The sequence below is a fragment of the Promicromonospora sp. NPDC019610 genome (assembly GCF_044389365.1).
GTDB lineage: Bacteria > Actinomycetota > Actinomycetes > Actinomycetales > Cellulomonadaceae > Promicromonospora.
The window spans coordinates 784,646-810,701 of sequence record NZ_JBIRXX010000003.1 but is presented as its reverse complement, the minus strand read 5'-3'; the positions used below and the strand labels follow the sequence as shown (position 1 = coordinate 810,701).

The 26,056-nt window shown below is 73.2% G+C and carries 21 protein-coding genes; 1 reads left to right on the top strand and 20 read right to left on the bottom strand.

The genetic code is table 11. The features are described from left to right. Positions 1-89 precede the first annotated feature (89 nt). The 18 genes from ACH45N_RS24685 to fdxA form a co-directional block, all read right to left on the bottom strand. Positions 90-1,475 (bottom strand): PIG-L family deacetylase, encoded by a 1,386-nt coding sequence (locus ACH45N_RS24685; protein ID WP_397398584.1) that lies wholly within the window; start codon positions 1,473-1,475, stop codon positions 90-92. Positions 1,476-1,509: 34 nt separating this feature from the next. Further along, a complete protein-coding gene (typA, locus tag ACH45N_RS24680) occupies positions 1,510-3,453 on the bottom strand; it encodes a translational GTPase TypA (protein ID WP_397398583.1) in 1,944 nt (647 codons plus the stop codon). 205 nt (positions 3,454-3,658) lie between these two features. Further along, positions 3,659-5,404 (bottom strand): dipeptide ABC transporter ATP-binding protein, encoded by a 1,746-nt coding sequence (locus ACH45N_RS24675; protein WP_397398582.1) that lies wholly within the window; start codon positions 5,402-5,404, stop codon positions 3,659-3,661. Continuing rightward, positions 5,401-6,360 (bottom strand): ABC transporter permease, encoded by a 960-nt coding sequence (locus ACH45N_RS24670; RefSeq protein ID WP_397398581.1) that lies wholly within the window; start codon positions 6,358-6,360, stop codon positions 5,401-5,403. The genes ACH45N_RS24675 and ACH45N_RS24670 overlap by 4 nt, the downstream gene beginning before the upstream one ends. After that, positions 6,353-7,279, bottom strand: coding sequence for an ABC transporter permease (locus ACH45N_RS24665; protein ID WP_397398580.1), 927 nt, complete (start codon positions 7,277-7,279; stop codon positions 6,353-6,355). The genes ACH45N_RS24670 and ACH45N_RS24665 overlap by 8 nt, the downstream gene beginning before the upstream one ends. A 153-nt stretch (positions 7,280-7,432) precedes the next feature. After that, positions 7,433-9,124, bottom strand: coding sequence for an ABC transporter substrate-binding protein (locus ACH45N_RS24660; protein WP_397398579.1), 1,692 nt, complete (start codon positions 9,122-9,124; stop codon positions 7,433-7,435). 389 nt (positions 9,125-9,513) lie between these two features. After that, positions 9,514-10,014: a hypothetical protein gene (locus tag ACH45N_RS24655; RefSeq protein ID WP_397398578.1), complete on the bottom strand. Its 501-nt coding sequence runs from the start codon at positions 10,012-10,014 to the stop codon at positions 9,514-9,516. 94 nt (positions 10,015-10,108) lie between these two features. Next, positions 10,109-10,810 carry an ABC transporter ATP-binding protein gene (locus tag ACH45N_RS24650; protein ID WP_397398577.1) on the bottom strand — a complete coding sequence of 234 codons (702 nt, stop codon included), beginning with the start codon at positions 10,808-10,810 and terminating at the stop codon, positions 10,109-10,111. Then, a complete protein-coding gene (locus tag ACH45N_RS24645; protein WP_397398576.1) occupies positions 10,807-11,823 on the bottom strand; it encodes an ABC transporter ATP-binding protein in 1,017 nt (338 codons plus the stop codon). The genes ACH45N_RS24650 and ACH45N_RS24645 overlap by 4 nt, the downstream gene beginning before the upstream one ends. 15 nt (positions 11,824-11,838) lie before the next feature. Further along, positions 11,839-14,694 (bottom strand): FtsX-like permease family protein, encoded by a 2,856-nt coding sequence (locus tag ACH45N_RS24640; RefSeq protein ID WP_397398575.1) that lies wholly within the window; start codon positions 14,692-14,694, stop codon positions 11,839-11,841. Next, on the bottom strand, positions 14,694-17,942 hold the full coding sequence (locus ACH45N_RS24635; protein ID WP_397398574.1) for a hypothetical protein: 3,249 nt from the start codon (positions 17,940-17,942) through the stop codon (positions 14,694-14,696). Before ACH45N_RS24635 ends, ACH45N_RS24640 begins: the two co-directional genes overlap by 1 nt. Before the next feature lie 78 nt (positions 17,943-18,020). After that, positions 18,021-18,362 (bottom strand): rhodanese-like domain-containing protein, encoded by a 342-nt coding sequence (locus ACH45N_RS24630; protein ID WP_397398573.1) that lies wholly within the window; start codon positions 18,360-18,362, stop codon positions 18,021-18,023. Continuing rightward, a complete protein-coding gene (locus ACH45N_RS24625) occupies positions 18,359-18,622 on the bottom strand; it encodes a hypothetical protein (protein ID WP_397398572.1) in 264 nt (87 codons plus the stop codon). Before ACH45N_RS24625 ends, ACH45N_RS24630 begins: the two co-directional genes overlap by 4 nt. A gap of 14 nt (positions 18,623-18,636) precedes the next feature. Continuing rightward, positions 18,637-19,116, bottom strand: coding sequence for a hypothetical protein (locus ACH45N_RS24620; RefSeq protein WP_397398571.1), 480 nt, complete (start codon positions 19,114-19,116; stop codon positions 18,637-18,639). Between the two features lie 123 nt (positions 19,117-19,239). Further along, entirely contained in the window at positions 19,240-19,656 is a 417-nt protein-coding gene (locus tag ACH45N_RS24615) for a MarR family transcriptional regulator (RefSeq protein ID WP_397398570.1), read from the bottom strand. A 126-nt stretch (positions 19,657-19,782) separates the two neighbouring features. Beyond that, the gene (locus tag ACH45N_RS24610) at positions 19,783-21,090 is read right to left on the bottom strand and encodes a citrate synthase (protein WP_397398569.1); all 1,308 of its coding nucleotides are present in this window, start codon (positions 21,088-21,090) and stop codon (positions 19,783-19,785) included. 115 nt (positions 21,091-21,205) lie between these two features. Beyond that, positions 21,206-22,336 carry a succinyldiaminopimelate transaminase gene (gene dapC, locus ACH45N_RS24605; protein WP_397398568.1) on the bottom strand — a complete coding sequence of 377 codons (1,131 nt, stop codon included), beginning with the start codon at positions 22,334-22,336 and terminating at the stop codon, positions 21,206-21,208. 1 nt (position 22,337) lies between these two features. Then, complete coding sequence (fdxA, locus tag ACH45N_RS24600; protein ID WP_020017584.1) at positions 22,338-22,655, bottom strand: ferredoxin; 318 nt, start codon at positions 22,653-22,655, stop codon at positions 22,338-22,340. 137 nt (positions 22,656-22,792) lie between these two features. Between fdxA and ACH45N_RS24595 the strand changes: the two genes are divergently transcribed. After that, on the top strand, positions 22,793-23,092 hold the full coding sequence (locus ACH45N_RS24595) for a hypothetical protein (RefSeq protein WP_397398567.1): 300 nt from the start codon (positions 22,793-22,795) through the stop codon (positions 23,090-23,092). Here ACH45N_RS24595 and ACH45N_RS24590 read toward each other — a convergent pair. Next, a complete protein-coding gene (locus tag ACH45N_RS24590) occupies positions 23,067-23,264 on the bottom strand; it encodes a ferredoxin (protein ID WP_397398566.1) in 198 nt (65 codons plus the stop codon). The genes ACH45N_RS24595 and ACH45N_RS24590 overlap by 26 nt on opposite strands. A gap of 92 nt (positions 23,265-23,356) precedes the next feature. Further along, a complete protein-coding gene (glgP, locus tag ACH45N_RS24585) occupies positions 23,357-25,942 on the bottom strand; it encodes an alpha-glucan family phosphorylase (protein WP_397398565.1) in 2,586 nt (861 codons plus the stop codon). Positions 25,943-26,056 lie beyond the last annotated feature (114 nt).

Genomic DNA, 26,056 nt, shown 5'->3' with positions numbered 1-26,056 from the left:
CACCTTTGAGGCCCGGGTTTCTTCGCTTTGAGCACTCTCAAAGCGAAGAAACCCGGGCCTCAAGGGTGATGCGGGCGTCGCGGTGTGTGTCAGGCGAGGGGGTCGACGACGGCGTAGGTCTCGGTCGTGAGGATCGGCGCCAGCACCCCGTTGGACAGGGCGTACCAGCCGGCGACCGGCCCCTCGGGTCGCGCCAGCGCCGTCGCGTGCTGCACCTGCGTGGCGTGGGCCCGCATCGCCGCGACGACCCGCCCGAGCACGCCCCCGACGTCCACCCGCACGACCCGCTCCCCGTCGCTTCGGCCGCTCCTGCGCCCCACCGACGTGATCGGTAGTTCGTCAGGTGATCGGTAGCCCGAGCTGCCGGTCACCTGACGTTCTGCCGACCGCTCGGGGAGGTCATCCCTTGCGAACGGCGGCAGGTCCTCCGCGGGATCGGCGAACGTGAGACCGGCGGTCGCGGCGAGCGCGGTCGCCTCGGGCAGGCCGGCGAGCGTCGCCCGCGCCGTGCGCACCTCGGCCGCCGGGGCGACCAGCTGCCACAGCTCGGCACCCGCCCAGGGCTCGTCCCGCGATCCGACGCCGCGACCACGCCCGCCGCCGCGCACCGGCTCACCCCCGTCGCGCTGCCCATCCCGCGACGCGGGCGCTACCCCGCCCTGCTGCGACGCGGGCGCTACCCCGCCCTGCTGCGACGCCGGCCCTACCCCGCCCTGCTGCGACGCCGGCCCTACCCCGCCCGGCTGCCACGCCGGGTCGGCCGCGAGCCGCACCGCACGGACCGTCACCTCGTGCGCCCGCACGTGGTCGGGGTGCCCGTACCCACCGCCGGGCTCGTACGTCGCGACGACGGCGGGGCGGGTCGTGCGGATCAGCGCCGCGAGCCGCCCGGCCGGCTCGTCGAGCGGGACCCGCGCGAACGCCGTCGGCGGGGAGTCCGGCGCCGGGCCGGCGACGCCGGGCGCCACCCACTCCATCCCGGAGTCCTCGTACCGCACCGCGACAGCGGAATCGGCCGCCGGGCCCGGACCTTGCCGGTCCGCCGACCCGGAGTCCCGCTCGGCCGCGGGCCGGGAATCCGCGCCCACAACCCGGGTGACTTGCGGAGATACCTGCGGCAGCCGGTCGAGGAACGTCTGCTCGACCGCCCCGTCCACCCCGCCGCCGAGTGCCAGGAGCGCGCGCGCCAGCTCGGTCTCGCGGTAGGCGCCCAGCGCGGGGCCGTCGCCCTCCAGGCCGGCCCGCCCCTCCGACGTCGTGCCGGGCAGGGCGATGACCTCGCCGCGTTCCCCGCGCGTGCAGGTCACCACGCGGGCCGGCAGCCCGGCGGCGGCGAAGGCCGCCAGCAGCCCCCCGGTCGACAGGGTCTCGTCGTCGGGATGGGCATGCACGGCCAGCACGCCCCCGGAGAGCTCCCCGAAAGGCCCCCGGAAAGCACTGAGTGCCGGACCCTCGCCCCCGGAACGCGTGTTCATGGGCGAAGATCCAGCACTCAGCGACGCGGGAGCGTCAGCCGCGCTTGGCGCGAGCCGTGGCGCGGGCCCGGTCCGTGGCGTTCAGGAGCACCTTGCGGATGCGCACGACCTCGGGGGTCACCTCGACGCACTCGTCCTCCTGCGCGAACTCCAGCGACTCCTCGAGCGTGAGCTTGCGCGGCGGGATCAGGTTCTCGAAGTTGTCGGCGGTCGAGGACCGCATGTTCGTCAGCTTCTTCTCCTTGGTGATGTTGACGTCCATGTCCTCGTTGCGCGAGTTCTCGCCGACGATCATGCCCTCGTACACCTCCTGCGTGGGGTCCACGAAGAAGGAGCCGCGCTCCTGGAGGTTGATCATGGCGAACGGCGTCACCTTGCCGGCGCGGTCGGCGACGAGCGAGCCGGTGTTGCGCGACTCGATGGGGCCGTGCCACGGCTCGTAGCCCTCGGAGATCGAGGCCGCGATGCCGGTACCGCGGGTGTCCGTGAGGAACTGCGTGCGGAAGCCGATGAGGCCGCGCGCCGGGACCATGAACTCCATGCGGACCCAGCCGGTGCCGTGGTTCGTCATGGTCTCCATGCGGCCCTTGCGCTGCGCGAGAAGCTGCGTGACCGAGCCGAGGTACTCCTCGGGCACGTCGATGGTCATGCGCTCCATCGGCTCGTTGACCTTGCCGTCGATCGTCTTGGTGACGACCTGCGGCTTGCCGACCGTGAGCTCGAAGCCCTCGCGACGCATCTGCTCGACCAGGATGGCCAGCGCCAGCTCGCCGCGGCCCTGCACCTCCCAGGCGTCGGGGCGCTCGGTCGGGAGGACCTTCAGCGAGACGTTACCGATCAGCTCGGAGTCGAGGCGGTCCTTGACCTGCCGGGCGGTGACCTTGTGGCCCTTGCCGCCCTTGCCCGCGAGCGGGGAGGTGTTGATACCGATGGTCATCGAGATCGCGGGGTCGTCCACCGTGATGAGCGGCAGCGGGCGCGGGTCGTCGAGGTCCGTGAGGGTCTCGCCGATCATGATGTCGGCGATGCCCGCGACGGCGACGATCTCGCCGGGGCCGGCCTTGTCGGTCGGCACGCGGTCGAGCGCCTTGGTCTCCAGCAGCTCGGTGATCTTCACGCTCTGCAGGGTTCCGTCGTGGCGGGCCCACGCGACGCTCTGGCCCTTGGACAGGGTGCCGTTGTGGATGCGGAGCAGCGCGAGGCGGCCCAGGAACGGCGACGCGTCGAGGTTGGTGACGTGCGCCTGCAGCGGCACGCCCTCCTCGTAGGTCGGGGCCGGGATCTTCTCGAGGATGGTCGCGAACAGCGGCTCGAGGTCCTCGTTGTCCGGCAGGCCGCCGTCGGCGGGCTGGTCGGTGGAGGCGCGGCCGGCCTTGGCCGACGCGTACACGACGGGCACGTCGAGGATCGCGTCCAGGTCGAGGTCCTCGACCTCGTCCGACAGGTCGCCGGCGAGGCCGAGCAGCAGGTCGGTCGTCTCCGCGACGACCTCGCTGATGCGGGCGTCCGGCCGGTCCACCTTGTTCACGACGACGATGACGGGCAGCTTGGCCGCCAGGGCCTTGCGCAGCACGAAGCGGGTCTGGGGCAGCGGGCCCTCGGACGCGTCGACGAGCAGGACGACGCCGTCGACCATCGACAGGCCGCGCTCGACCTCGCCGCCGAAGTCGGCGTGGCCCGGGGTGTCGATGACGTTGATGGTGATGCCGTCGGCCTCACCGTTCGCCGCCGCCGCGGGACCGGAGTACCGGATCGCGGTGTTCTTGGCGAGGATCGTGATGCCCTTCTCGCGCTCGAGGTCGCCGGAGTCCATCACGCGGTCCTCGAGGTGCTGACGGGCTTCGAACGCCCCGGCCTGCCTGAGCATGGCGTCCACGAGCGTGGTCTTGCCGTGGTCGACGTGGGCCACGATCGCGACGTTACGCAGGTCGGAACGGGTCGCACGGGCCGAGGTCGGCGCGGTTGCAGGCACGGTCACGAAGCACTCATTTCCAGAAGGGAGGTCAGGGGCGCGGACTCTGGTCCGAAGGGGACCGGTCTCGCAGCACCACCCATCTTACCCGCGAATCGAAATCCCCAGGTGTCGACCGTGTCACTGTGCGGTGAACACACCCCCGACGCGAGAGACCCCCGGGCCACCGGGGTGGTCCGAGGGTCTCTCGCGTGCGCGGGACGGCGGAGCGTCAGCCGCCGATCTCCAGGCTCGCGCCCGGGATCGCCGCCAGGAGGTCCCGCGTGTACTCCTGCTGCGGGTTGTCGAACACCTCGTCGGTGGTCGCGTGCTCCACGATGCTGCCGTCCTTCATCACGGCCACCAGGTCGGCGATCTGCCGGACCACGGCCAGGTCGTGCGTGATGAACAGGAAGGACAGCCCGAGCTCGGCCTGCAGGTCGTTGAGCAGCGTCAGGATCTGCGCCTGGACCAGCACGTCGAGCGCCGAGACGGCCTCGTCGAGCACGAGCACCTCGGGCTTGAGCGCCAGCGCACGGGCGATCGCGATGCGCTGCCGCTGCCCGCCCGACAGCTCGTTCGGGAACCGGCGCATCGTCGCCTGCGGCAGCGACACCATGTCGAGCAGCTCGCGCACCCGTGCCTCACGGGACTTGCGGTCGCCCACCTTGTGCAGGACGAGCGGCTCCTCGATCGACCGGAAGATCGAGTAGGTCGGGTCCAGCGACCCGTACGGGTTCTGGAACACCGGCTGCACGCGGCGGCGCAGCGAGAACTGCTCCTTCGCGGACATCTTCGAGACGTCCTTGCCGTCGTACAGGACGCTGCCCGACGTCGGTTCGAGCAGCCCCAGCACCATGTTGGCCGCCGTCGACTTGCCGGATCCCGACTCCCCCACCAGCGCCAGGGTGTGACCCTTCGGCAGCGTGAAGTTGATGCCGTCCACCGCGGTGAAGTCGGTGTGCGAACCCGGCCGGGAACCACGGATGTGGAACACCTTGGTCAGGTCCTTCGCGACGACGACGTCGGGCGCCGTCGTCTCGGCCTCGTCGGCGTGCTCGGCGAGCAGGTCGTCCGACTCCTGCCCGCGCTCGTGCGCGGACTGGATGCGGCGGGAGGCCAGCGACGGGGCCGAGGACACGAGCCGCTTGGTGTACTCGTGCTGCGGGTCCTTGAGGATCTGCGCCGCCGGGCCGGACTCCACGACGCGGCCCTTGTACATCACGATGAGGTGCTCGGCGCGCTCGGCGGCGAGGCCCAGGTCGTGCGTGATGAACAGGACGGCCGTGCCGAGCTCCGCCGTCAGCCCCTCCAGGTGGTCCAGGATCTTCTTCTGGACCGTCACGTCGAGGGCCGACGTCGGCTCGTCCGCGATGAGCAGCTTGGGCCGCGAGGCCAGGCCGATCGCGATGAGCGCACGCTGGCGCATGCCGCCCGAGAACTCGTGCGGGAACTGGCGCGCGCGCCGGTCCGCGTCGGGCAGGCCGGCCTCGCTGAGCAGCTCGGCGACGCGCGCGGTGCGCTCCGCCTTGCTGCCCTGGAAGCCGTTGGCCACCAGCGCCTCGTCGATCTGGGCGCCGATGCGCCACACCGGGTTCAGGTTGGACATCGGGTCCTGGGGAACCAGGCCGATCTCCCGGCCGCGCAGGTCCTCGACCTGCTTGCGCCCCAGCCCGACGAGCTCGCGCCCGCCGAACGAGATGGACCCGCCGGTCACCTTGCCGGTGCCCGGCAGCAAGTCGATGATCGCGTGCGCCGTCGTCGACTTGCCGGAGCCCGACTCGCCCACGATCGCCACGGACTGCCCCGGGTAGACGGTGAGGTCGACACCGCGGACGGCCTCCACGGTGCCGGTCGCCGTGGTGAACGAGATCTGCAGGTCCTTGATCTGGAGGAGCGGCGTGGTGTCGTCGTGCTTCTCGACGGGCACCGGGGCGTCCTCGGTGGTCCCGTCGGTGAGGGTGATCGTGGTGCTCATCGCTTCCTCGCCTTCGGGTCGAGGGCGTCGCGCACGACGTCGCCCATCATGATGAAGCTCAGCACGGTCAGCGCGAGCGCGGTCGCCGGGTAGATCATGATCTCCGGGGCGACCCGGATCGACGTCTGCGCCTTGGCGAGGTCGCCGCCCCACGAGACGGTCGACGTCGGCAGACCGATGCCGAGGAAGCTCAGCGTGGCCTCCGCGACGATGAACGTACCGAGCGCGACCGTCGCGTAGACGATGATCGGCGCGGCCGAGTTGGGCAGCACGTGCTTGCCGAGGATCGCGCCCCGGCCCATGCCGAGCGCCTTGGCGGCGGTGACGAACTCGTTGTTCTTCACCCCGAGCACCGCACCGCGCGTGATGCGGGCGATGGACGTCCACCCGAACACCGCCAGCACGACGGCGACGACGAACGCGTTGCGGTCGTCGAGCAGGCTCATGATGACGATCGCGGCGAGCACGAACGGCACGGCGAAGAAGATGTCGGTGAACCGGGACAGCAGGGTGTCGAGCAGGCCGCCGAAGTAGCCGGCGATCGCACCGACCAGGGTGCCGATCACGACGACGAACAGTGTGGACAGGATGCCCACCGTGACCGACGCGCGCGCCCCGTAGACGGCGCGGGCGTAGATGTCGCAGCCCTGCTTGTCGAACCCGAAGATGTGGCCCGCGGTGGGCGCGCCCAGCGAGTCCTCCAGGTGGCACTCCGTGGGGCTGGTCGAGGTGAACAGGCCCGGGAACACCGCCATGAGGACGACGAACACGATCAGCGCCGCGGACACCCAGAACAGCGCCCGGTGACGCATGTCGCGCCAGGCGTCGGCCCAGAGGCTGCTCGGCGCCTCGGACGTGTCGACGGCGTCGATCACGCCGACCTTGACCACCTCCGGAGGCGCGACGAAGTGCTCCTGCCCCGGACGGGGGGTCTTCTCGTAGCGGTTGTCAGGCATAACGGATCCTCGGGTCCAGGACGGCGTAGAAGACGTCCACGAGCAGGTTGGCGAAGATGTAGACGATGACGAGCACGGTGGCCAGCGACACCACCGTCACGTTCTCGCCGCGGATGATCGCCTGGTAGAGGGTTCCGCCGACGCCGTTGATGTTGAAGATGCCCTCGGTCACGATCGAGCCGGCCATCAGGTTGCCCAGGTCGATGCCGATGAAGGTGACCACCGGGATCAACGAGTTGCGCAGCACGTGGCGCGTCATGACCTTCTCCCGCGGCAGGCCCTTGGCCCGGGCGGTCCGCACGAAGTCCGCTGTGACGTTCTCGACGACTGACGTCCGTGTCAGGCGCAAGATGTAGGCGAACGAGGTCGTGGCCAGCACGATCGCCGGCATCAGAAGACTGATGAAATCAGGGTCGCGGCCCGCGGTGATGGGCAGCCAGCCGAGCTGCACGCCGACGACGGCCTGCATCACGAAGCCGATCACGAAGGTCGGCAGGGAGATGAGCAGCAGGCTCCAGAGCAGCACCGTCGAGTCGAAGAGCTTGCCCTTACGGATACCCGCGTACAGGCCGAAGCCGATGCCGAAGACGGTCTCGATGACGATCGCCATGAGGGCGAGCTGGAACGTCACGGGGAAGGCCTGGGCGATCACGTCGACGACGGGGCGGCCGGTGAACGTGACGCCCATGTCGAAGGTGAAGACACCCTTGAGGAAGTAGAGGTACTGCATGAAGAACGGCTGATCCAGGTGGTACGCCTCGCGGATGGCGAGCTCGGCCGCCGGTGACAGGCCGCGTTCGCCGCCCAGTGCAGCCACGGGATCGCCGGGGCGCAGGAACACCAGCCCGTACAGCAACAGCGTGGCGCCGAGGAACACGGGGATCACCTGCAGCAGCCGGCGTCCGATGTACCAGAGCATTCGAAGGTCTCCTTGGTAGATGGCTGCGGAACATTCTCCAGGACGTCACCCGGTGTTCTTGCTCCGCACAGTGGAGGGCGGGGCGCGCAGTTCACGCGCCCCGCCCGTCACCTGGGGTGATGAGTCACGCCGGAAGACCGGACGTGATCACAGTCACTCCGTCTTGGTGACCTCGTACAGGAGCGGCATGCTGTCCCAGCCGAACTCCACGTTGTCCACGTACTCGGAGTGCCCAGCGGTCGTGGAGTAGTACCACAGCGGGATACCCGGGAGGTCCTTGAACAGGATCTCCTGCGCCTTGTTGTAGAGGACGTTGGCCTCGTCCAGCGAGGGCGCGGCCGCGGCCTCCTTCAGCGCGGCGTCGAACTCGTCGCTCTCGTACCGGCCGTCGTTCGAACCCGCGAGCGCCGCCTTGCTGTAGAGCGGGCCGAGGTAGTTCTGCAGCGACGGGTAGTCAGCCGACCAGCCGGCACGGAACAGGCCGTCGACCTTGCCGTCCGGGCCCTTGTCGCGCTCGTTGAGGACCTCGTCGAAGGTCGGGTAACCGGTCATCTCGCACTTGATGTCGAGGTCGTTGATGTACCCGTTGCACACGGCCTCGACCCACGCCTGGTGGTCCGAGTCGGTGTTGGTGTGGATCGTCAGGACGTAGTCGTCCGGCAGCGGGTCCTCCGCGTTGGCCTCGTCCCAGAGGGCCTTGGCCTCCTCGGCGTTGTACGTGGTGACCTCGTTGCCCGGGATCTCACCGGTCCAGCCGTTGATGACCGGCGACGTGAAGTCGGTGGCCGGGATACGGGTGCCGGCGAAGATCGTCTCCGTGATCTGCTCACGGTTGATCGCCATGGAGAGGGCCTGACGGCGCTTGAGGCCGGCCTCGCCCTGGAACTCGGGGAGCCACTCGGGCACGGTCAGGGCCGCGAAGCTGGCGGACGGCTCGCTGATGGCGCCGTCACCCAGGTCCTCCTCGAAGGTGCTCATCGCCGAGGTGGGGACGTTCTCGAGGATGTCGAGGTTCCCGCCCTGCAGGTCGGCGTACGAGGTGTTCTCGTCGGTGTAGACGATGAAGTCCAGGCCACCGTTCTGGGCCTTGCGCGGGCCGTTGTAGGCCTCGTTCGGGACCAGCTTGATCTCGGACTCGTGCTCCCAGCTCTCCAGCACGTACGGACCGTTGGTGATCGGCTTCTCGCCGAACGCCGCGGTGTCGTCGTAGTACGCGTCAGGCAGCGGGAAGTACGCCGAGTAGCCCAGGCGGATCGGGAAGTCCGACTCCGGCTGGCCCAGCGTGACCGTGAACTCGGTGTCGCTGACGACCTCGAGGCCCGACAGCGTCTCCGCGGTCGGCTCCTCGGCCATGCCGGAGACGTTGCCCTCCTCGTCGAACTCGGGCACGCCCTGGGTCTCGGCGAAGCCCTCGATGGGGTCGAAGAAGCCGGCACCCTTGGCGCCGTTGGGGCCGTACGCCGCCCAGTTCCAGGCGTCGACGAAGTTGGCCGCGGTGACGGGCGTGCCGTCGGACCACTCCCAGCCGTCCTGGATCGTGATGTCCCAGGTCTTGTTGTCGTCCGACTCGATCGACTCGGCGATCTCGTTGTGCACGACACCCTCGGCGTCGTAGTAGACGAGGCCCGAGTAGAGCTGCTGGACGACGAGTCCACCCTCGGTCTCGTTGGTCATCGACCCGACGAGCGGGTTCTGGGGCTCACCGTTGCTGATCGTCACGATCCCGGTGCTGGCGCCGTCGCCGGTCGCGTCGTCGCCACTGTTGCCACCGCCGCAAGCGGTCAGCACGAGCGACGAGGCGAGCGCGAACGCGCCCAGCCCCACAAGTCGCTTTCGAGGTGTCACGTGTCCTCCTGGGTAGCAGTACACCCCGGCACGGCGGGTGCCGTCCGGAGCGATGCGGACGCTTCGTTGCGCCCCGTGGTATCACGGAATAACGTAACCGCTCCCCGGACGTGTCGATGACCACCACCCGAGAAACTCCACCGAGTTGTGACCATCTCGGTATGCACGGGTAACACCGAGTAACAGTTCTGACCAGGTGGTTCTCACAGCCGTAACACGACCACCGTGAGGGCCCGGAGCAGGAAATTCACCCGTTGCCCGAGGCGATGACCTGCCCGACCAGGCCCGGCCGCCCATCGAGCGGCACCCGGCCGACCTGGGACGAACCGGCCGGAGGCGGGACGAAGCGGTGCCCGGCCGCCCGAGGGGCCGGGCACCGCTGCGCGTCGTCAGCGCTCGTAGGCCGCCGTGGTGCTGCCCCCGATCAGGTGGTGGGTGATCCTCGGCTCGATCCGGAACATGTGGTCATGGCTGTTGTTCCGGAACACCCGGTTGACGCTGTACGTCTTGCAGTCGCCGCTGTAGTAGGTCCGGTAGACCCAGTCCTTCGCCCAGCCCGTGCCGTTGTCCGTGATCATCGGCGAGATCGAGACCGACACGTGGCGCGGATCGTACGTCGTGGAGAAGCAGACCTTGAAGGTCGTCAGCTTCACCGTCCGCCTCGTGTGCTGGGTAAAGGTAGGTATGACCGAGACGGTCACCTTGTAGTCGGTGGCGGTGACGTAGCTCGTGGTGGTCCAGACCGACGTGTGGCCGCCCACCTTCTTGAGGACCACGAGGGCCGCCGACGCGGGCTGCGCCGCCCCCAGGAAGGCGAGGACGGCGAGGGTCGCCGCGAGGAACACCCGGAGGTGTCGCCTGCCGGGCCGGACGGGAGGAGTGCTTGCCATGGCGTTTCTCCTTGCGTGGGTGGAAAGGATCCAGCGACCGCACGACAAGTCTCAGGGGGTGAAACCTGGTCCGCCAGGTGAGGGGCGTGGCCGGCTAGGACGCCTCGGCGACGACCTGTCCGTCGCGCAGCTCCACGACGCGGTCCGCGCGAGCCATGAGCTCCGGGTCGTGGGTGGAGACGACGGCGGCCACGCCGCGCTCGTGCACCACCCGGGCCAGCAGGTCCATCACCACGGCCGCCGTGCCCGAGTCGAGCTGCCCGGTCGGCTCGTCCGCGAGCAGTACCTCCGGGTCGGCCACGAGCGCGCGGGCGATGCCCACCCGCTGCTGCTGCCCGCCCGAGAGCTCGTACGGCCGCTGCTTCGCGTGGCCGCTCAGGCCGACAGCGTCCAGCGCCTCCGCCACCCGCCGCGACCGCTCGCCCGGCGGGGTGCGCCGCAGGCGCAGCGGGACCTCGACGTTCTCGGCCGCGGACAGCACCGGCACCAGGCCGAACGACTGGAACACGTAGCCGATGCGGTCCCGCCGGGCCGCGAGCACGGCTCGCTCCCCCAGCGCGGTCAGCTCGGCGTCGCCGAGCCACACGCTGCCCGACGTCGGCCGGTCCAGGCCGCCGAGCAGGTTCAGCAGCGTCGTCTTGCCCGAGCCGGACGGGCCGCGCACCACGAGCAGCTCGCCCGCCGCGACCTCCAGGGTCGCGTCCGACAGGGCGCGCACCTCGCCGGCGCCGGTGCCGAACACGCGGGTGAGGCCTTGGGCCCGCAGCACGGTGCGCGCCGGGGTCGTGGTGGTCATCGGTCCTCCTCGGTGGGGGCCTCGGGTTCGGCGGGCGCCGCGGCGGGTCCGGCGGGCCGGCCGGGCTCGGCCGGCTCCGCGGCCTGGCCGGGCGCCGCCGGCCACACGCCCACATGGTCCGGCTCGAGTGCCAGGCGCACCCGGTCGCGCAGGTCGAGCGCGTGCACGAAGTCCTGCGGAAGCTGCAGCCGGCCGACCCGGTCGACCACCGCGAACTCCTCCGCGACGTGCCGCTCGGCGCCGTGCTCGTCGACCTCCGTACGGCGCAGCGTCTCCGTCGACGTGCGGCCGTCGCGGATCTGGACCGTGCGCGCGACGTGCTCGGACACCGTCGGGTCGTGCGTCACGATCAGCGTCGTCACGCCGGTCTCCCGGTTCACGCCGCGCAGCGCCTCCAGCACCTCGACCGAGGTGGTCTCGTCGAGCTCGCCCGTGGGCTCGTCGGCCAGCAGCACGCGAGGGTTGTTCGCCACGGCCACCGCGATGGCGGTGCGCTGCTGCTCGCCGCCGGACATCTCGCCGGGCCGTCGCCCGGCCACGTGGCCGACCTCCAGCAGGTCGAGCAGGTCCGCCACGCGGCGCGCGCGCTCCCGCCGCGGGAGTGCGCCGGCCAGCTCCAGCGGGAGCCGCACGTTCTCGCTCGCCGTGAGGTACGGCAGCAGGTTGCGCGACGTCTGCTGCCACACGAAGCCGACCGTCGAGCGCTGGTACCGCACCCGCTCGGTGTGGCCCATCGTCAGCAGGTCGGTGCCCGCCACCACGGCGGAGCCACCGGTCGGCGTGTCCAGGCCGGAGAGGATGGTCAGCAGCGTGGACTTGCCCGACCCGGACGCGCCCACGACGGCGACGATCTCGCCGGGCTCGACCGTCAGCGTGAGGCCCTGCAGCGCCTGCACCTCGACGCCGTCGGTGGCGAAGATCCGCACCAGGTCGGCGCAGCGGATCTCGCCGCCGCCCGCCGGGCCCGCCGAGGCCGGCGCGCCGCCGTCCGTCAGCTCGATGGTCGTGCTCATCGGGTCTCCCTCATGTCAGTCGTTGCTCCCCATCCGGAGCTGTGCCGCCACCTCGCCGCGGCGGCTCAGCGCCGCCGCCACGCCTACCGCGGCCAGCACCACCACCACGAAGCCGGCGGCGGCCGCACCCAGCAGCAGCGGGTCGTACCGCGCGTCGGGCTGGGTGGGACCGCCGGTCAGGGCGGTGACGTCCACGGCGGCCAGCACCAGCTCCGGCACCACCACGCCGAGGACGGCGCCCACCACGAGCGCCACCACCGCCCAGGGGCCGATCTCCCAGCCGACGAGCCCGCGGCCGAGCCGGGGCGAGAGGCCGAGGGTCTGCAGCACGGCGAGCAGCCGGGCCCGCGCCGGCGCGGCGAGCATCAGCGTCATCACCACGGCGCCCGCGCAGAGCAGCCCCGCGAGGAGAACGGCCAGCACGAACGCGACGGCCAGCCCGCCGGAGACGGGCGCCGCCAGCACGGCGTCGGCCTCCTGGTCCGGGTCCTCCACGACGGACGACGGCAGCAGCCGCGAGATCTCCGCCGTCACGGCGGCGCGGTCGGCGTCGTCGGTCAGGCCCACGAGCGCGAGGCGCGGGTAGCTGACGTCACCCGTGGCCTCGGCGAGGCGGCCGGCGTCGGCCAGCACGAGCGCGCGGCCCGCGGGCAGGCCCGGGAGCTCGTCGACCACGTCGACGACCCGGACGGGTACGTCGCCCTCCTGCGTCGTGAGCGTGATCCCGGTGCTGCCCGGTCCGACGCCGGGGCCGGCCGCGCCGGGGGTGAGGATCACGGGCAGCGCCTCGTCGCCGTCCGCGCCGTCCCCGCCGCCTGACCCGGCCAGGGCGTCGAGCGTCTCGGGGGCCCCCTCGACGTCCCGCTGCGCCACGACGAGCTCCGCCGCGTCCACCGTCCACACCTCGACCCGGGGCGAGGAGCCCGCCCCCTGCAGCAGGCCGTCGCCGACGTCGCCCACCGGCGACACGGCGGCGACGCCGTCGAGCGCGCCGAGCTGCTCCGCGACCGGCTCGTCGACGACCGGGCCGGAGACCCGAAGGTCCGCGCCGGTCGCGCGCCAGGCCTCGCGGACCACGCCGCCGGAGACCGTGGAGTACAGCACCGCGGAGGTCGCCGCGACGGCCACCGCGAGCACGAGCGCGACCGCCGGGACGGGACCGCCGGCGGGGTCACGCGTGGCGCGGGCGGCGCCGAGGAACGGGACGAGGTCGCGGCGCGGTGCGAGCGCCCGCTCCGCCGCGAGCGCGAGCCAGGGGTAGGCGCGGACGGCGAGCAGCGTGAGCGCCAGGGAGACCAGCAGGGGCGCCGCGGCGACGAGCGGGTCGACGCCGGCACCGGTGCCGGCGCCCGAGCCGGCGACGACCCCGCGCGACAGGAGGAGCCAGGCGGCGAGCGCGGCGCCGGCGACGACGAGCACCTCCAGCACCCAGCGCACCCGGCTCCGTGAGCGGGGCGCGAGGTCCGAGCGCGTGGTCCGCAGTCCGGCGGGCGACGTGGCGAGCGCGAGGGCCACCGCCGGCGCGACGCCCGCGGCCACCGCGAGCAGGACCTGGGCGACGGTGACGGGGGCGTCGACGCCGAGGGCGGCCGAGAGCACGAGGCCTGCCGTGAACCCGACGGCCGCCGAGCCGAGCCCGACGACGAGTCCCTCGCCGCCCATGAGCAGGCGCACCTGGGTGCCGGACGCGCCACGGGCGCGCAGCAGCGCGAGCGCGGACCGCCGCCGGTCGACGACGAGCCGCGCGCCCAGGGCCAGCACGGCCACGGTGGCACCGAGCGGCCCGACGGCGAGGACGGCGACGATCGCGTCGACCCCGGTGCGCTGGGCGAGCAGGCTCTCCAGGATCTCGGTGAGCCTGCTGGTGGGCCGGAGCTGGAGCGGGGTGGGGTCGTCGGGGCCGGCGGCGACGAGGAACGTCCTTGCCGACTGGCCGTTCATCTGGGCCAGGAGCACGGGCACGTCGGCGGCGGTCAGACCGTCGGTGCTCACCGGGTACCAGACGCGGGTCTCGGCCACGCCGAGGGTCAGCGGCGTGATCATGGCCGGGTCCACGTAGGCGGTCGCGGTGCCGAGCAGGCCGCGGTTCGGGTCGGCGATCACGGAGGCCCTGGCCCCCAGGGCGTGGTGCAGCCAGTAGTCGGCGTCGGGGTCGCCGGTCTCGAAGATCCCGGTCACGACGAGCGACGGGTAGCGGCCGGCCAGCGCGATCACGCCCGAGCCCGAGAGGTTGTCGTACCGGCCGCCGAGCTCCCAGCCGTACGTCTCGGCGACGGCGCGCGACACGGCGACCTCGAACGCCGGCGCCCGCTCCGTGGGCTGGCTGATGGACTGCTCGTCCCCCACGAACACGGGCCCCGCGGTCGCGGTGGGCCAGCGCCCCTCGACCAGCTCGGCGTGCTCGGCCAGGTCCGGGGCGGAGCGGAGGAAGACCTTGGCCTCGGCCAGCTCGGAGCTGCGCTCCGGCTCGGTGTACGCGGGGTCGGCCGAGGTCACGTGGAAGAGCGGCGCGCCCATCACCGAGCGCAGCGGCTCGGGGGACTCGGTGCGCACGGCGTCCAGGTTCTCGGCGAACGGCGTCCAGTCCGGCTCGTCCGGCACGCCGCTCCCGACGGTGCCCGGGTCGTAGAAGCCCCCGCTCGGCGCCTGGCCCGGGATCGAGCCCGCCACCGAGATCACGTCCCGGGCCGGGCCCGAGGCCGTGGCGGTCTCGTAGACCACCTGGTCGGCGTGCATGGTCGCGACGGCACGCGGCGCGGTCGACAGCACCCCGGCGGCGAGGAACGCGACCACGCCCAGCGCGGCCGTCGCGCCCCAGGAGGTGCGCAGCTGCCGCCGCGCGAGCAGGCCGAGCCCGGACAGCGCCCCCATCAGCGGACCTCCTCGCGGTAGGTGGTGTCGCGGGCCTGGGCGGTGACTCGCCCGCCCACCCCGATCGCGACCAGGACCAGCCCGGCGACGGCGGCGGCGAGCACCAGGCCGCTGCCCGCGGTCGCGAGCACGAACTGCGCGGGCGGTGCCGCGTCGATGCCGGTCAGGGTCGCGGCGGCCAGGCCGCCCGCGGCCAGCCGGGCCACGCCCCAGCCGGCGACCGCGCCGACGGCGAGCGCCGCGATCCCGACGGTGACGAGCTCCGCGGCCCGTGCCCGGCCCTGGGCCGTCGGGCCGAGCCCCACGGCGCGCAGGACGATGACCTCGCCGCGCCGTCCCCGGAGGGTGGCCACGGCGACGGCGAGCACGCCGGCCAGCGCGAGCACGGTCGCCCCGGCGGCGGCGAGCCAGAACGAGACGCGCACCGGCACGGCCGTGTCGGTGGAGCCGTAGCCCGGCGTCGTCACGGTGGGCCGTTCCCGGCTGCTGCGTCCGGCAGCGTCCGCGGCGTCCGCCGCCTGCCGGGCGAGACCGGCCACGGCCCCCGCCGGCGCGGCGGCGCCGGGCGGCCCGGCCGCGAGCCAGACCTCGTTGGTGAGCGCGGGGTCGTTCACGTCGCGCACGAGCACGGCGGCGAGCGCCGCGCGGTCCACCAGGACGGCGTACGGTTCGAGCGCCCCGGGCACGGTGCCGGACGACGCCACGACCTCGACGGGCAGGCGTGTCGCGCCGAGGGTGAGCTCGAAGGTGTCTCCCGTGGCGACGCCGAGCGCGTCGACCAGCGAGGACGAGGCCAGCAGCGGGACGGGGCCGGCGGCCGGGGTGGTCAGGAGACGCAGCCGGTTCGCGCCCGAGACGCCGTCACCGAGGGACATGCTGAACGCGGCCTCCCCCTCGGTCAACTCCAGGCCGGTCGGGCCGTCGAACGTCTCGGACGGCGTCCACACCGGCTGGTCGACGCGCAGCCCGCCGGCCGTGATGCCGTCGACGGCCAGCGTCACCTCCGCCATGGACCAGCCGGGCCGCGTGTCGACGTCGAGGGCCGCGATCCGCCACGCCTGACCCGACGGCGGCGCGGGGACCTCGCCCCGCAGCTCCTGCACGACCTCGTGCTCGCCGAGGGTGCCGTCGCCGCCGTCCCCCTCCGTGAGCTGCCCGAGGTCGACGGTGGCCAGGGTCCCGTCGGCGGCGGCGAGCACGATCGACAGGTCGAGCTGGTGCCGCGGCGCCCAGCTCGCCAGGTCCGTCTCGACGGTCTCGTGGATCCGGCCGCGCACGGTGACGCCGATGTCCCGGGCGTCGCCGGCGAGGGTGGGCGCGTCGGCGAAGGCGTCGTTCGCGAGGTCGTCGGCCAGCGCCGCGGTGTCGAGCACCTCCTCCGGCGCGCGCACCACCTTCGGTACGGCCGCGGCGGGCAGCGCGAGCATCGCGACCGGCAGGCCGTCGGAGTAGGCCGTCCCGGACAGCACGGGCGCGGCGGCGCGGGCGGTGCTGCCCGGACCCGTCGCTCCCGGCAGGTACGGCGCCGGGTCCAGGCGCCCGCTCTCGGGCGACGTGACGCGCACGTCGGCACCGTTGGCGAGCACGTCGACGTCGGCGCGCAGTCGCTCGGCGGTACCGGTGTAGCCGCCGGCGAGGGTCGCGGCCCCGCCCGCGAGCACGAGCAGGACCACCGGTACCACGTAGACGACGATCCGGCGGGCCACCTGCCGCGCGGCCAGCGGCCCGACGACGCCGCGCGACCGCCCGGCCAGCCCCGCCCACAGCCGCGTGGCCGGGCCGAGCACCGCCATCGCCGCCACGGCGAGCGCCGCCAGCGCGAGCGCGGGTGCCGCGGCCGCCGCGGGGTCGGTGCGCAGCCCGCCGGGCGTGGAGACGAGCGGCGACCCGTAGCGCAGCAGCTGGGTCACGCTGACCGCGGCGGCGGCCACCGTCAGCACCACGGTGCCGAGCGCGGCGACCTGGCGCACGCGCCCCGAGCGGTCGGTCACCTGGCGCCGCACCGCCGCCTGGACCTGCAGCGTCGCCACCAGGACGAGCGTCGCGGTCGCGGCCACCGTGACCGCGAGGGCCACGGCCACCGGCGTTCCGACGGAGACCGCCGCGCCGGCCTCGGAGCCCACGACCGCGCGCAGGGCGCCCCACGCGGCGGCCCCGCCCGCCGCGGCGGCGGTCAGCGCGAGCAGCGCGCCCTCCACGGCGGCCGCGGCCGTCACGGTGCCGGGCGCGGCACCGCGGGAGACGAGGAGTGCGACCTCGCCCTCCCGGGTGGCCGCCAGCAGCCGGGCCACCTGGACCAGCGCGACGAGGCCGACGAGCGCCAGCAGGCACAGGGGGACGAGCGCGACGGCGTCCGCGGCGCGCAGCGCGGCGTCCAGGTCGGCCGCGATCACGTCGAGCGTCCCGGTGACGGTCAGCCCGCGGGGCGCGACGTCGGTGTCCTCGCCGAGGACGCGGTCGACCTCGGGCGTCAGCGCCGCCAGGGCGGGCAGGTCCTCGGGCGTGAGCGCCGCGCCGTCGGGCACCACCGTCCAGCGGGCGAACGGGTCGGTGTCGAGCCCGGTGACGACCTGCTCGCTCACCACGACGGGGCCGGGGTACGCGCCGTCCGACCCGGTGAGCACGCTCGGGTCGCCGAGCCAGCCCGCGTCGTCGGGGTGGGTGACCCGCCAGGTCGCGGAGATCGTGACCGCCGTACCGGTGTCCGCGGGGTCCTCGGGGTCGACGCCGAGCCGGATCCGGTCGCCGACCGCCAGCCCGGCGGCCTCGGCGGCGTCGGCCTGGACCGCCGCCTCGTCCGCGGCGGCCGGCCAGGCGCCGTCGACCAGCGTGACGCCGCTCGCGCCCGCGCCCGACAGGGCCTCCTGCCGCGAGGGCGCGGGCAGCAGCGCGACCGACCAGCGGCCGAGGTCCTGCCCGTCGGCGTCCGTCGTGTACTGCGCCTCGGTCCGCACGTCGTAGGTGACCCGGTGCGGCACGCCGTCCAGCAGGTCCGCGAGCACCTCCTGCACGCGCGCATCCTGCGCGTCGGCCGCGGCGCCGTCCGCGAGCCGGGTGGCGAGCTGCACCGCCCGCCCCGAGGGCTCGGCCGCGGCCAGCCCGTCGCGCGCTCCCGCCGTCGCCGCGGCCTGCGTCCAGCCGACCGTCACGCCCAGGGCGCCGGTCAGCACGGCCACCAGCAGCCAGACGAGCGCGAGCAGCCCACGGTGCGCCGTGGACCGGCGGGCAAGGAGGGTGGCTCGACTCACGGGGCCAAGGTAGCCCGGCCCTGTGACACGCACGACGAAACTAGGGACGCCCCGGGCAACGATCCGGTCACGTCGCGGTCAGTGCGCCCGCTCACCCTCCAGCGGCCCGCCGGCGGCGCGCCACGCGAGCAGCCCGCGCGCCAGGCTGACGGCGTCGAACCCGAGCTCGGCGAGCACGTTGGCCGCGCCCCGGGAGAGCAGTCCGCCCGTGCAGAACGCGATCAGCACCCGGTCCTCGGGCAGCTCCTCGGCGCGGTCCGCCAGCACGTCCAGCGGCAGGTGCACCGACCCCGGCACGTGGTGGTTGCGCCACTCCCGCTCTCGGCGCACGTCCACGACCAGGGCGCCCTCGTCGACGAGCCGCAACGCCTCGGCGACACTCACCTCGCGCGGGCGGCGGACGTGGTGGCGCCAGCTCATCGGCGTGCCTCCCGCCGCACGTTCACCAGCGTGAACACGCCGCCGAGCACCGGGACGAGCGCCAGCAGCCGGGTCCGCAGCAGCAGGCCCTGACCGAGCAGCGCGGTGACCGCCACCGCGAGGTACAGGGCGCCGTGCGCGGGCCCGAGGGCCGAGGCGACGCCCTCGACGTGCACCGTGGCCAGGTTGACCAGCAGGACGACGATGCTCACCAGCTCCAGCACCGAGAGCACCTCGAGGGCGCGCAGCACCGGCCTCATGCCGGCCCCGGGCCTCACACGGACCCCGGGCGCACGACCATGAGCACGACGACCGCGGCCCACAGCACGTTGAAGGCGCCGGTGAGCATGCTCAGCCCGCGCAGCCGGGCGCCGTCGCCGGGTGTCTCCAGCACGGCCCGCTGGCCCGGCGCGATGCGCAGCGCGAGCAGCCCGCCCGCCACCGCGGTGAGCACCATCGCGACGACGACCCAGATCTCGCCGAGGCGCCCCTGGACGGCCGCGAGCACGAGGCCGAGGACGGGCACCACGAGGGCCAGGACGCCGTAGACGCGCGTCACGCCGTGCAGCATGCGCGCCACCGACGCGCTCCGCCCGGACGGTGCCGACGGCGCGTGCGCCCCGGCGGCTCCGGGCGCGGGGGCAGCGGCCGCGGTCACCGGGGCGAAGCGCGGGAACAGGCTGGTGGTCACCGCCACCGGACCGACGAAGAGGATGCCCGCGAGCACGTGCGCGGACAGCAGCAGATTCTCCATACCTTCAGCCTAACTGAAGGATCGCCATGCTTCAGACCACCTGAAGGTCCGCGGGGCGCCAGGAACGGACGGCCCGTTCCGTTCGGCCGGCGGCGCGGCCCCCGGCCCGCGACGCCGCCCCCGTCACGGCCGCGACATGCGCTCCTCGATCTGCGCCCGCAGCCCTTCGGTCAGCACGGGATACTCCTCGGCGAACCGGGCGTCGAGCACGGCGACCCGCTCCGCCGCCTGACCGAGCAGCCGCTCCCCCGCCGCGGTGACCCGCAGCCGCGACGCCGCACCGGCGCGCGCGGTGGCGTCCTCGACCAGACCGTCGGCGGCGAACGCGGCGACGGCGGTGTGGGCGCTCTGCACGGTGATGCGGGACCGGCGCGCCAGCTCGCTGAACGAGACCCCGGGCGTCGCGCGGATGTGGCCGAGCAGTCCGTACTTGCGGGTCGTCAGGCCGAGGGGCCTGAGCGCGTCGGCGAACGCGGCGTCCCAGACCCGGCTGATCGTGAGCAGGGCGACCGTCGGGCTGAACGGCGGTTTCTCGGGCATGGCAGCAGGCTAACCGGAGCCCGCCCGGGGACGACGCAGGCCCCCTCGCCGTGGTGGGCCGGACGGCTCCACCAGGCCAGGGGGCCTCGTGACAGCACGACGGCGGTCACGCCGCCGTCGTACGCGCTAGCGCTGGTTCGCCGGGACGTACGGGCGCTCCGTGGCGCCCGTGTAGACCTGGCGCGGGCGCCCGATCTTGGTCTGCGGGTCCTTGATCATCTCGCGCCACTGGGCGATCCAGCCGGGCATGCGGCCCAGCGCGAACAGCGGCGTGAACATGGCCGGCTCGAAGCCCATGGCCTTGTAGATGAGGCCGGTGTAGAAGTCGACGTTCGGGTAGAGCTTGCGCTCCACGAAGTAGTCGTCCGAGAGGGCGATCTCCTCCAGGCCGCGCGCGATGTCGAGCAGCTCGTCCTTGGCGCCGAGCTTGTCGAGCACCTCGTCGGCCGACTTCTTCACGATCGCGGCGCGCGGGTCGTAGGACTTGTACACGCGGTGGCCGAAGCCCATCAGGCGCACGCCGTCCTGCTTGTTCTTGACCTTCTCCATGAAGGTCTCGACGGTCTCGCCGCCGGAGCGGATCTTCTCCAGCATGGTCAGCACGGCCTCGTTGGCCCCGCCGTGCGCCGGGCCCGAGAGCGCGTTCACGCCCGCGGCCACCGACGCGTACAGGGTCGCGTTGGACGAGCCGACCACGCGCACCGTGGACGTGGAGCAGTTCTGCTCGTGGTCCGCGTGCAGCACGAGCAGCTTCTCCAGCGCGTCCACGATCACCGGGTCGGCCTCGTAGGCCTCGTACGGCGTCGCGAACGTCATGCGCAGGAAGTCCTCGACGTAGCCGCGCGAGTAGTCCGGGTACAGCAGCGGCTCGCCCACCCGGCGCCGGTGCAGGTAGGACGTGATGGTGCGCGTCTTGGCGAGCAGCAGCACGGTGGCCAGGTCGACCTGCTCGTCGTCCGCCGGGTCGAGCGACTCCGGGTAGAACGTGGACAGCGCGTTCACCGCGGAGGCGAGCACCGCCATCGGGTGCGCGTTGCGCGGGAACGTTCCCATGAACGTGCGGAAGTCCTCGTGCACCAGCGTGTGCCGGTTGACGCGCTCGGTGAACGCGTCCAGCTCCGTGGGGCTCGGCAGCTCGCCGTAGATGAGGAGGTAGGCCACCTCGAGGAAGCCGGAGGCCTCGGCGAGCTGGTCGATGGGGTAGCCGCGGTAGCGGAGGATGCCGGCGTCGCCGTCGATGTAGGTGATCGAGGACTCGCACGACGCCGTGTTCATGAAACCGGGGTCGACCGTGACCAGACCCGTGTCCTTGAGCAGCGACGACACGACGATGCCGTCGTTGCCCTCGCTGGCGGCGACGACAGGCAGGGTGTGAGTGGTTCCGTCGACGGCGAGCTCGACGCGGCTCGAGCCGTCCAGCGGTGTGGAGGTCATGTCTTCCTTCCTGAGTGGCGCACGAGGGACGCTGCTGTGAAAGAAAGGTGTCGGGACAGCGTCGACCTGGGGCACGACAGTATCGCGCCCTGCTTTAGTTTTTCCAATCCATCGGTCAAGGCTGCGTGATGCGTGTCACAGCATCGGCAATCTGCGCGTCAGTCGAGGTCAGCGCCACCCGCGTGTGCGTGCCGTCGCCGTACAGATGCCCCGGCGCGGTCAGGATGCCCCGGGCCGCGAACCACTCGGCGACCGCCAGGCCCGGGCGGCCGTCCGGCGCCGCCACCCAGAGGTACAACCCGGCCTCCGAGCCGTCGATGACGAACCCGGCCTCGACGACCGCGGCGGCCAGCGCCCGGCGCCGCGCGCCGTAGGCCGCACGCTGGGCGGCGACGTGCGCGTCGTCCGCCAGGGCCGCCGTCATGGCGGCCTGCACCGGCGCGGGCACGATGAGGCCCAGGTGCTTGCGGGTCTGCGTGAGGTCGGCGACCAGCGCGCCGTCGCCCGCGAGGAAGGCGGCGCGGTAGCCCGCGATGCTGGACTGCTTGGAGAGGGAGTACGCGGCGAGCAGGCCCTCGTGGGAGCCACCGCACACGCGTGGGTCGAGGATCGAGGGGACACCGCCCGTGCTCGTCGCGGCGTCGTCGGGGGAATCCCACACCAGCTCCGCGTAGCACTCGTCGGAGACGACGACGGCGCCGATCTCGCGCGCGGCGGCGACCACGGCGCGCAGCGCCTCGACGTCCAGCACTCGTCCCGTCGGGTTGCCGGGGCTGTTGACCCAGACCATCCTCACGTCGTCGCGGCCGGCCCAGTCGGCGACGTCGTCCGTCGCGAGCGGCGTGGCGCCGGCCGCGCGGATGCCCGCGAGGTAGGTCGGATAGGCCACGGCGGGGTGCACCACCACGTCGCCGGGGCCCAGGTGCAGCAGCGCGGGCAGCAGGCCCACGAGCTCCTTGGAGCCGACGGTCGGGACCACGGCCGCGGGGTCGAGGCCCGGCACCCCGCGGCGCCGGGCGAACCAGTCGGCCACGGCCTGGCGCAGCGCGGGCGTGCCCGCGGTCATCGGGTAGCCCGGCGCGTTCGACGCGGCTTCGAGCGCCCGCCGCACGACCTCGGGCGTCGGGTCCACGGGCGTGCCCATGGACAGATCGATCAGCCCGCCCGGGTGGGCCTTCGCCGTCGCCGTGATGCCGGCGATCGAGTCCCAGGGGTAGGGCAGGTCCGAGAGGTCGTGCAGACCCACGTCAGGCCTGGGGCGGAAGGGCCGCGATCATCGGGTCGTCCTTCTCGATGACGCCCATCTTGGCGGCGCCGCCGGGCGAGCCCAGGTCGTCGAAGAACTCCACGTTCGCGCGGTAGTAGTCCTTCCACTCGTCGGGGACGTCGTCCTCGTAGTAGATGGCCTCGACCGGGCAGACCGGCTCGCACGCGCCGCAGTCCACGCACTCGTCCGGGTGGATGTACAGGGAGCGGCTGCCCTCGTAGATGCAGTCCACGGGACACTCCTCGATGCACGCCCGGTCCTTGACGTCGACACACGGCTGAGCGATCACGTAGGTCACTTGGAGGGTGTCCTTCCACTTCCGGACTGAGGATCATGCACGATGCCGACCGCGGTACGACCCGGCGGGGCGATCCTAGTATCTCTCGGGACGCCCCCGGATCCCCACCGGTCTCACGCAGCGGAAGGAGAACCGACGTGACATTCGCTACACCGGCCGCGCGCGGCGGGTGGCGGGGCCTGCGCCCCGGCACCCGGGTGGTGGTCCGGCGCCGCCTGGCGCCGGGCGGTCCCGTCGTGTCGGACGGCGGCACGGAGCACCGCTGGACGGACCTGATCGGCTTCGTCGTCGAGGTGTCCGACGCCGGCCTGCGGCTGCGCACCGACCCGGTCCCGGGCCGCGGCGAGCCGCAGGAGGTCGACGTGGCGGCCGCCGACATCGAGGCCGCCAGGCCGATCCCCCCGCGACCCGTCAGGCGTTCCGGTCCACCCAGATGACGCCGGTCGGGCACATGCTCACGGCCTCCTGCACCGCGAAGTCGAGCTCGGGAGCCGGACGCTCGTCGAGCAGCACGACGATGCCCTCCTCGTCCTGGCCGAACACGTCGGGTGCGAGCAGGGCGCACTGGCCGGCGCCGCAGCAGGCGTCGCGGTCCACGTTGATCTTCATGGGGCCACTCTTCCCACCCAGGCCCCGGTTCACCTAATCACCCGCCGTCGACCGCCCGACCACCGGGCCGCCCCCGACCGCCGGACGAGCGCTCAGGCGTTCGCGACGAGGCCCAGCTCCGCCACGCTCGCCAGGTGCTGGTGGCGCGGCACGATCCGGACGGTGTAGCCGAACGGCCCGGAGGTGTCCAGGCCCACCTCGCCGCCGAACGCGTGCCGCCCCGCCTCGTAGGACTCCACCAGCGCGAGGGACTCGGCGGTGAACTCGTCGATGACGTCGGCCTCGGTGACCCGCCCGTGGACCACCTGCACGTCCACGTCGTCCGGCGACAGCGGCCCCAGCGAGACGTAGGCGCGCACCGTCAGCCGGTCGCCGACCCGCACCGCCTCGCCGATGCCCGCCGACTCGACGTGGTCCACGCGCACCTGCGGCCACGAGCCGCGCACGTGGGCCTTCCAGCCCGCGAGGTCCTTCGCCGCGGCGTACCCGTCGGCGGCGAGCACCCGGCCGGCCTGCGCCGCGGGCGCGTACAGCCCGTGCACGTACTCGCCGACCATGCGCGTGGCCTGCACCTTGGGGCCGAGCGTGGCCAGCGTGTGCCGCACCAGCTCCAGCCAGCGGCTCGGCACGCCGTCGGCGGACCGGTTGTAGAAGGCGGGCGCCACCTGGGACTCCACGAGGTCGTAGAGCGCGGCGGCCTCCAGGTCGTCGCGGCGGTCGGCGTCCTCGACGCCGTCCGCCGTGGGGATGCCCCAGCCGTTCTCGCCGTCGTACCACTCGGCCCACCAGCCGTCCTCGATGGACAGGTTCAGGCCGCCGTTGAGCGCGCTCTTCATCCCCGAGGTGCCGGATGCCTCCAGGGGCCGCAGCGGGTTGTTCAGCCAGACGTCGCAGCCCGGGTACAGCGACTGCGCCATGCCGATGTCGTAGTTCGGCAGGAACACGATGCGGTGCCGCACCTCGGGGTCGTCGGCGAACCGGACGAGCTGCTGGATGAGACGCTTGCCGGAGTCGTCGGCCGGGTGCGACTTGCCGGCCACGATGAGCTGCACGGGCCGCTCGGGGTGCAGCAGGAGCGCCTTGAGCCGCTCCTGGTCGCGCAGCATGAGCGTGAGCCGCTTGTAGGTGGGCACGCGCCGTGCGAAGCCGATCGTGAGCACGTCGGGCGACAGCACGTCGTCCACCCAGCCGAGCTCCGCCGGGGACGCCCCGCGCTCGCGCCAGGACTTGCGCACCCGGCGCCGGGCCTCGGCCACCAGCTCGCCGCGCATCTCGCCGCGCAGGGCCCACAGCTCGGCGTCCGACACCTTGCCCGGGTCCAGCCAGCCGGCCGACGCCTCGGGCGCCGTGATCTCGTCGAGGCCCATGCGCTCCGCCTCCACGGCGGCCAGCCGCGGCGCCACCCAGGTGGGCGAGTGCACGCCGTTGGTGACCGACGTGATCGGCACCTCGCGCGAGTCGAACCCGGGCCACAGGCCCTCGAACATCTCGCGTGAGACCTGGCCGTGCAGCAGCGAGACGCCGTTCGCCCGCCCGCCGAGCCGCAGGCCCATCACCGCCATGTTGAACACGGTGGGGTCGCCGCCGTCGTAGTCCTCGGCGCCGAGCGCGAGCACCGTCTCCAGCGGCACGCCGGGCATCGTGTTGTCGCCGCCGAAGTAGGCGCTGACCAGCTCCTTGGGGAACCGGTCGATGCCCGCGGGCACGGGCGTGTGGGTGGTGAAGACCGTGGCCGCGCGCACCGCCTCGTGGGCCTCGCCGATGTTCAGGCCGGACCCGACGAGCTCGCGGATGCGCTCCACGCCGAGGAACCCCGCGTGGCCCTCGTTGGTGTGGTAGACCTCGGGCTCCGGCGCACCCGTGAGGCGCGACCAGGCGCGCAACGCGCGCACGCCGCCCACGCCGAGCAGCAGCTCCTGCTGGAGGCGGTGCTCGCCCCCGCCGCCGTACAGGCGGTCGGTCACCTTGCGGGCCGCGTCGTCGTTCTCCGGCACGTTCGAGTCGAGCAGCAGCAGCGGCACCCGGCCGACGGCGGCGACCCACACGTGCGCGTGCAGGGTGCGCCCGCCGGGCAGGGCGAGCGAGATGACGGCGGGCGTGCCGTCCTCCTCGCGCAGGACCGCCAGCGGCAGGCCGTCCGGGTCGAGCAGCGGGTAGGTCTCCACCTGCCAGCCGTCCCGCGTCAGGGACTGCCGGAAGTAGCCGGCGCCGTACAGCAGGCCCACGCCCACGATCGGCACGCCCATGTCGGACGCGCTCTTGAGGTGGTCGCCCGCCAGGATGCCGAGGCCGCCCGAGTACTGCGGCAGCACGGAGGTGATGCCGAACTCCGGCGAGAAGTAGGCGATCGCCCGCGGCAGCTCGCCGCCCGGCGTCGTGGTCTGGCGCTGGTACCACTGCGGGTCCCGCAGATAGCGGTGCAGGTCGTCGGACGCCGCCCGGACGCGGCCCGTGAACTCCTCGTCGGCCGCGAGCGCCGCGAGGCGGTCGGAGCCGAGCGCGGCGAGCAGGGCGACGGGGTCGCCCCGGACGTCGGACCAGAGGTCGGGGTCGATGCTCGCGAACAGCTCGCGCGTCGGCGCGTGCCAGGACCAGCGAAGGTTCTGGGCCAGCTCGTCGAGCGCCGCGAGCTGCTCGGGGAGGACCGTGCGGACGGTGAATCTGCGGATCGCTCTCACCGGCAGAACACTACGCACATGTGGGGGCGAGCACACCTGTTGCCGAGGGCTTCACCGGCCCGTCCGACGACGTTCACCGGACCTCGGCGCGCCCCACAGGCGAGTCCCCCACGA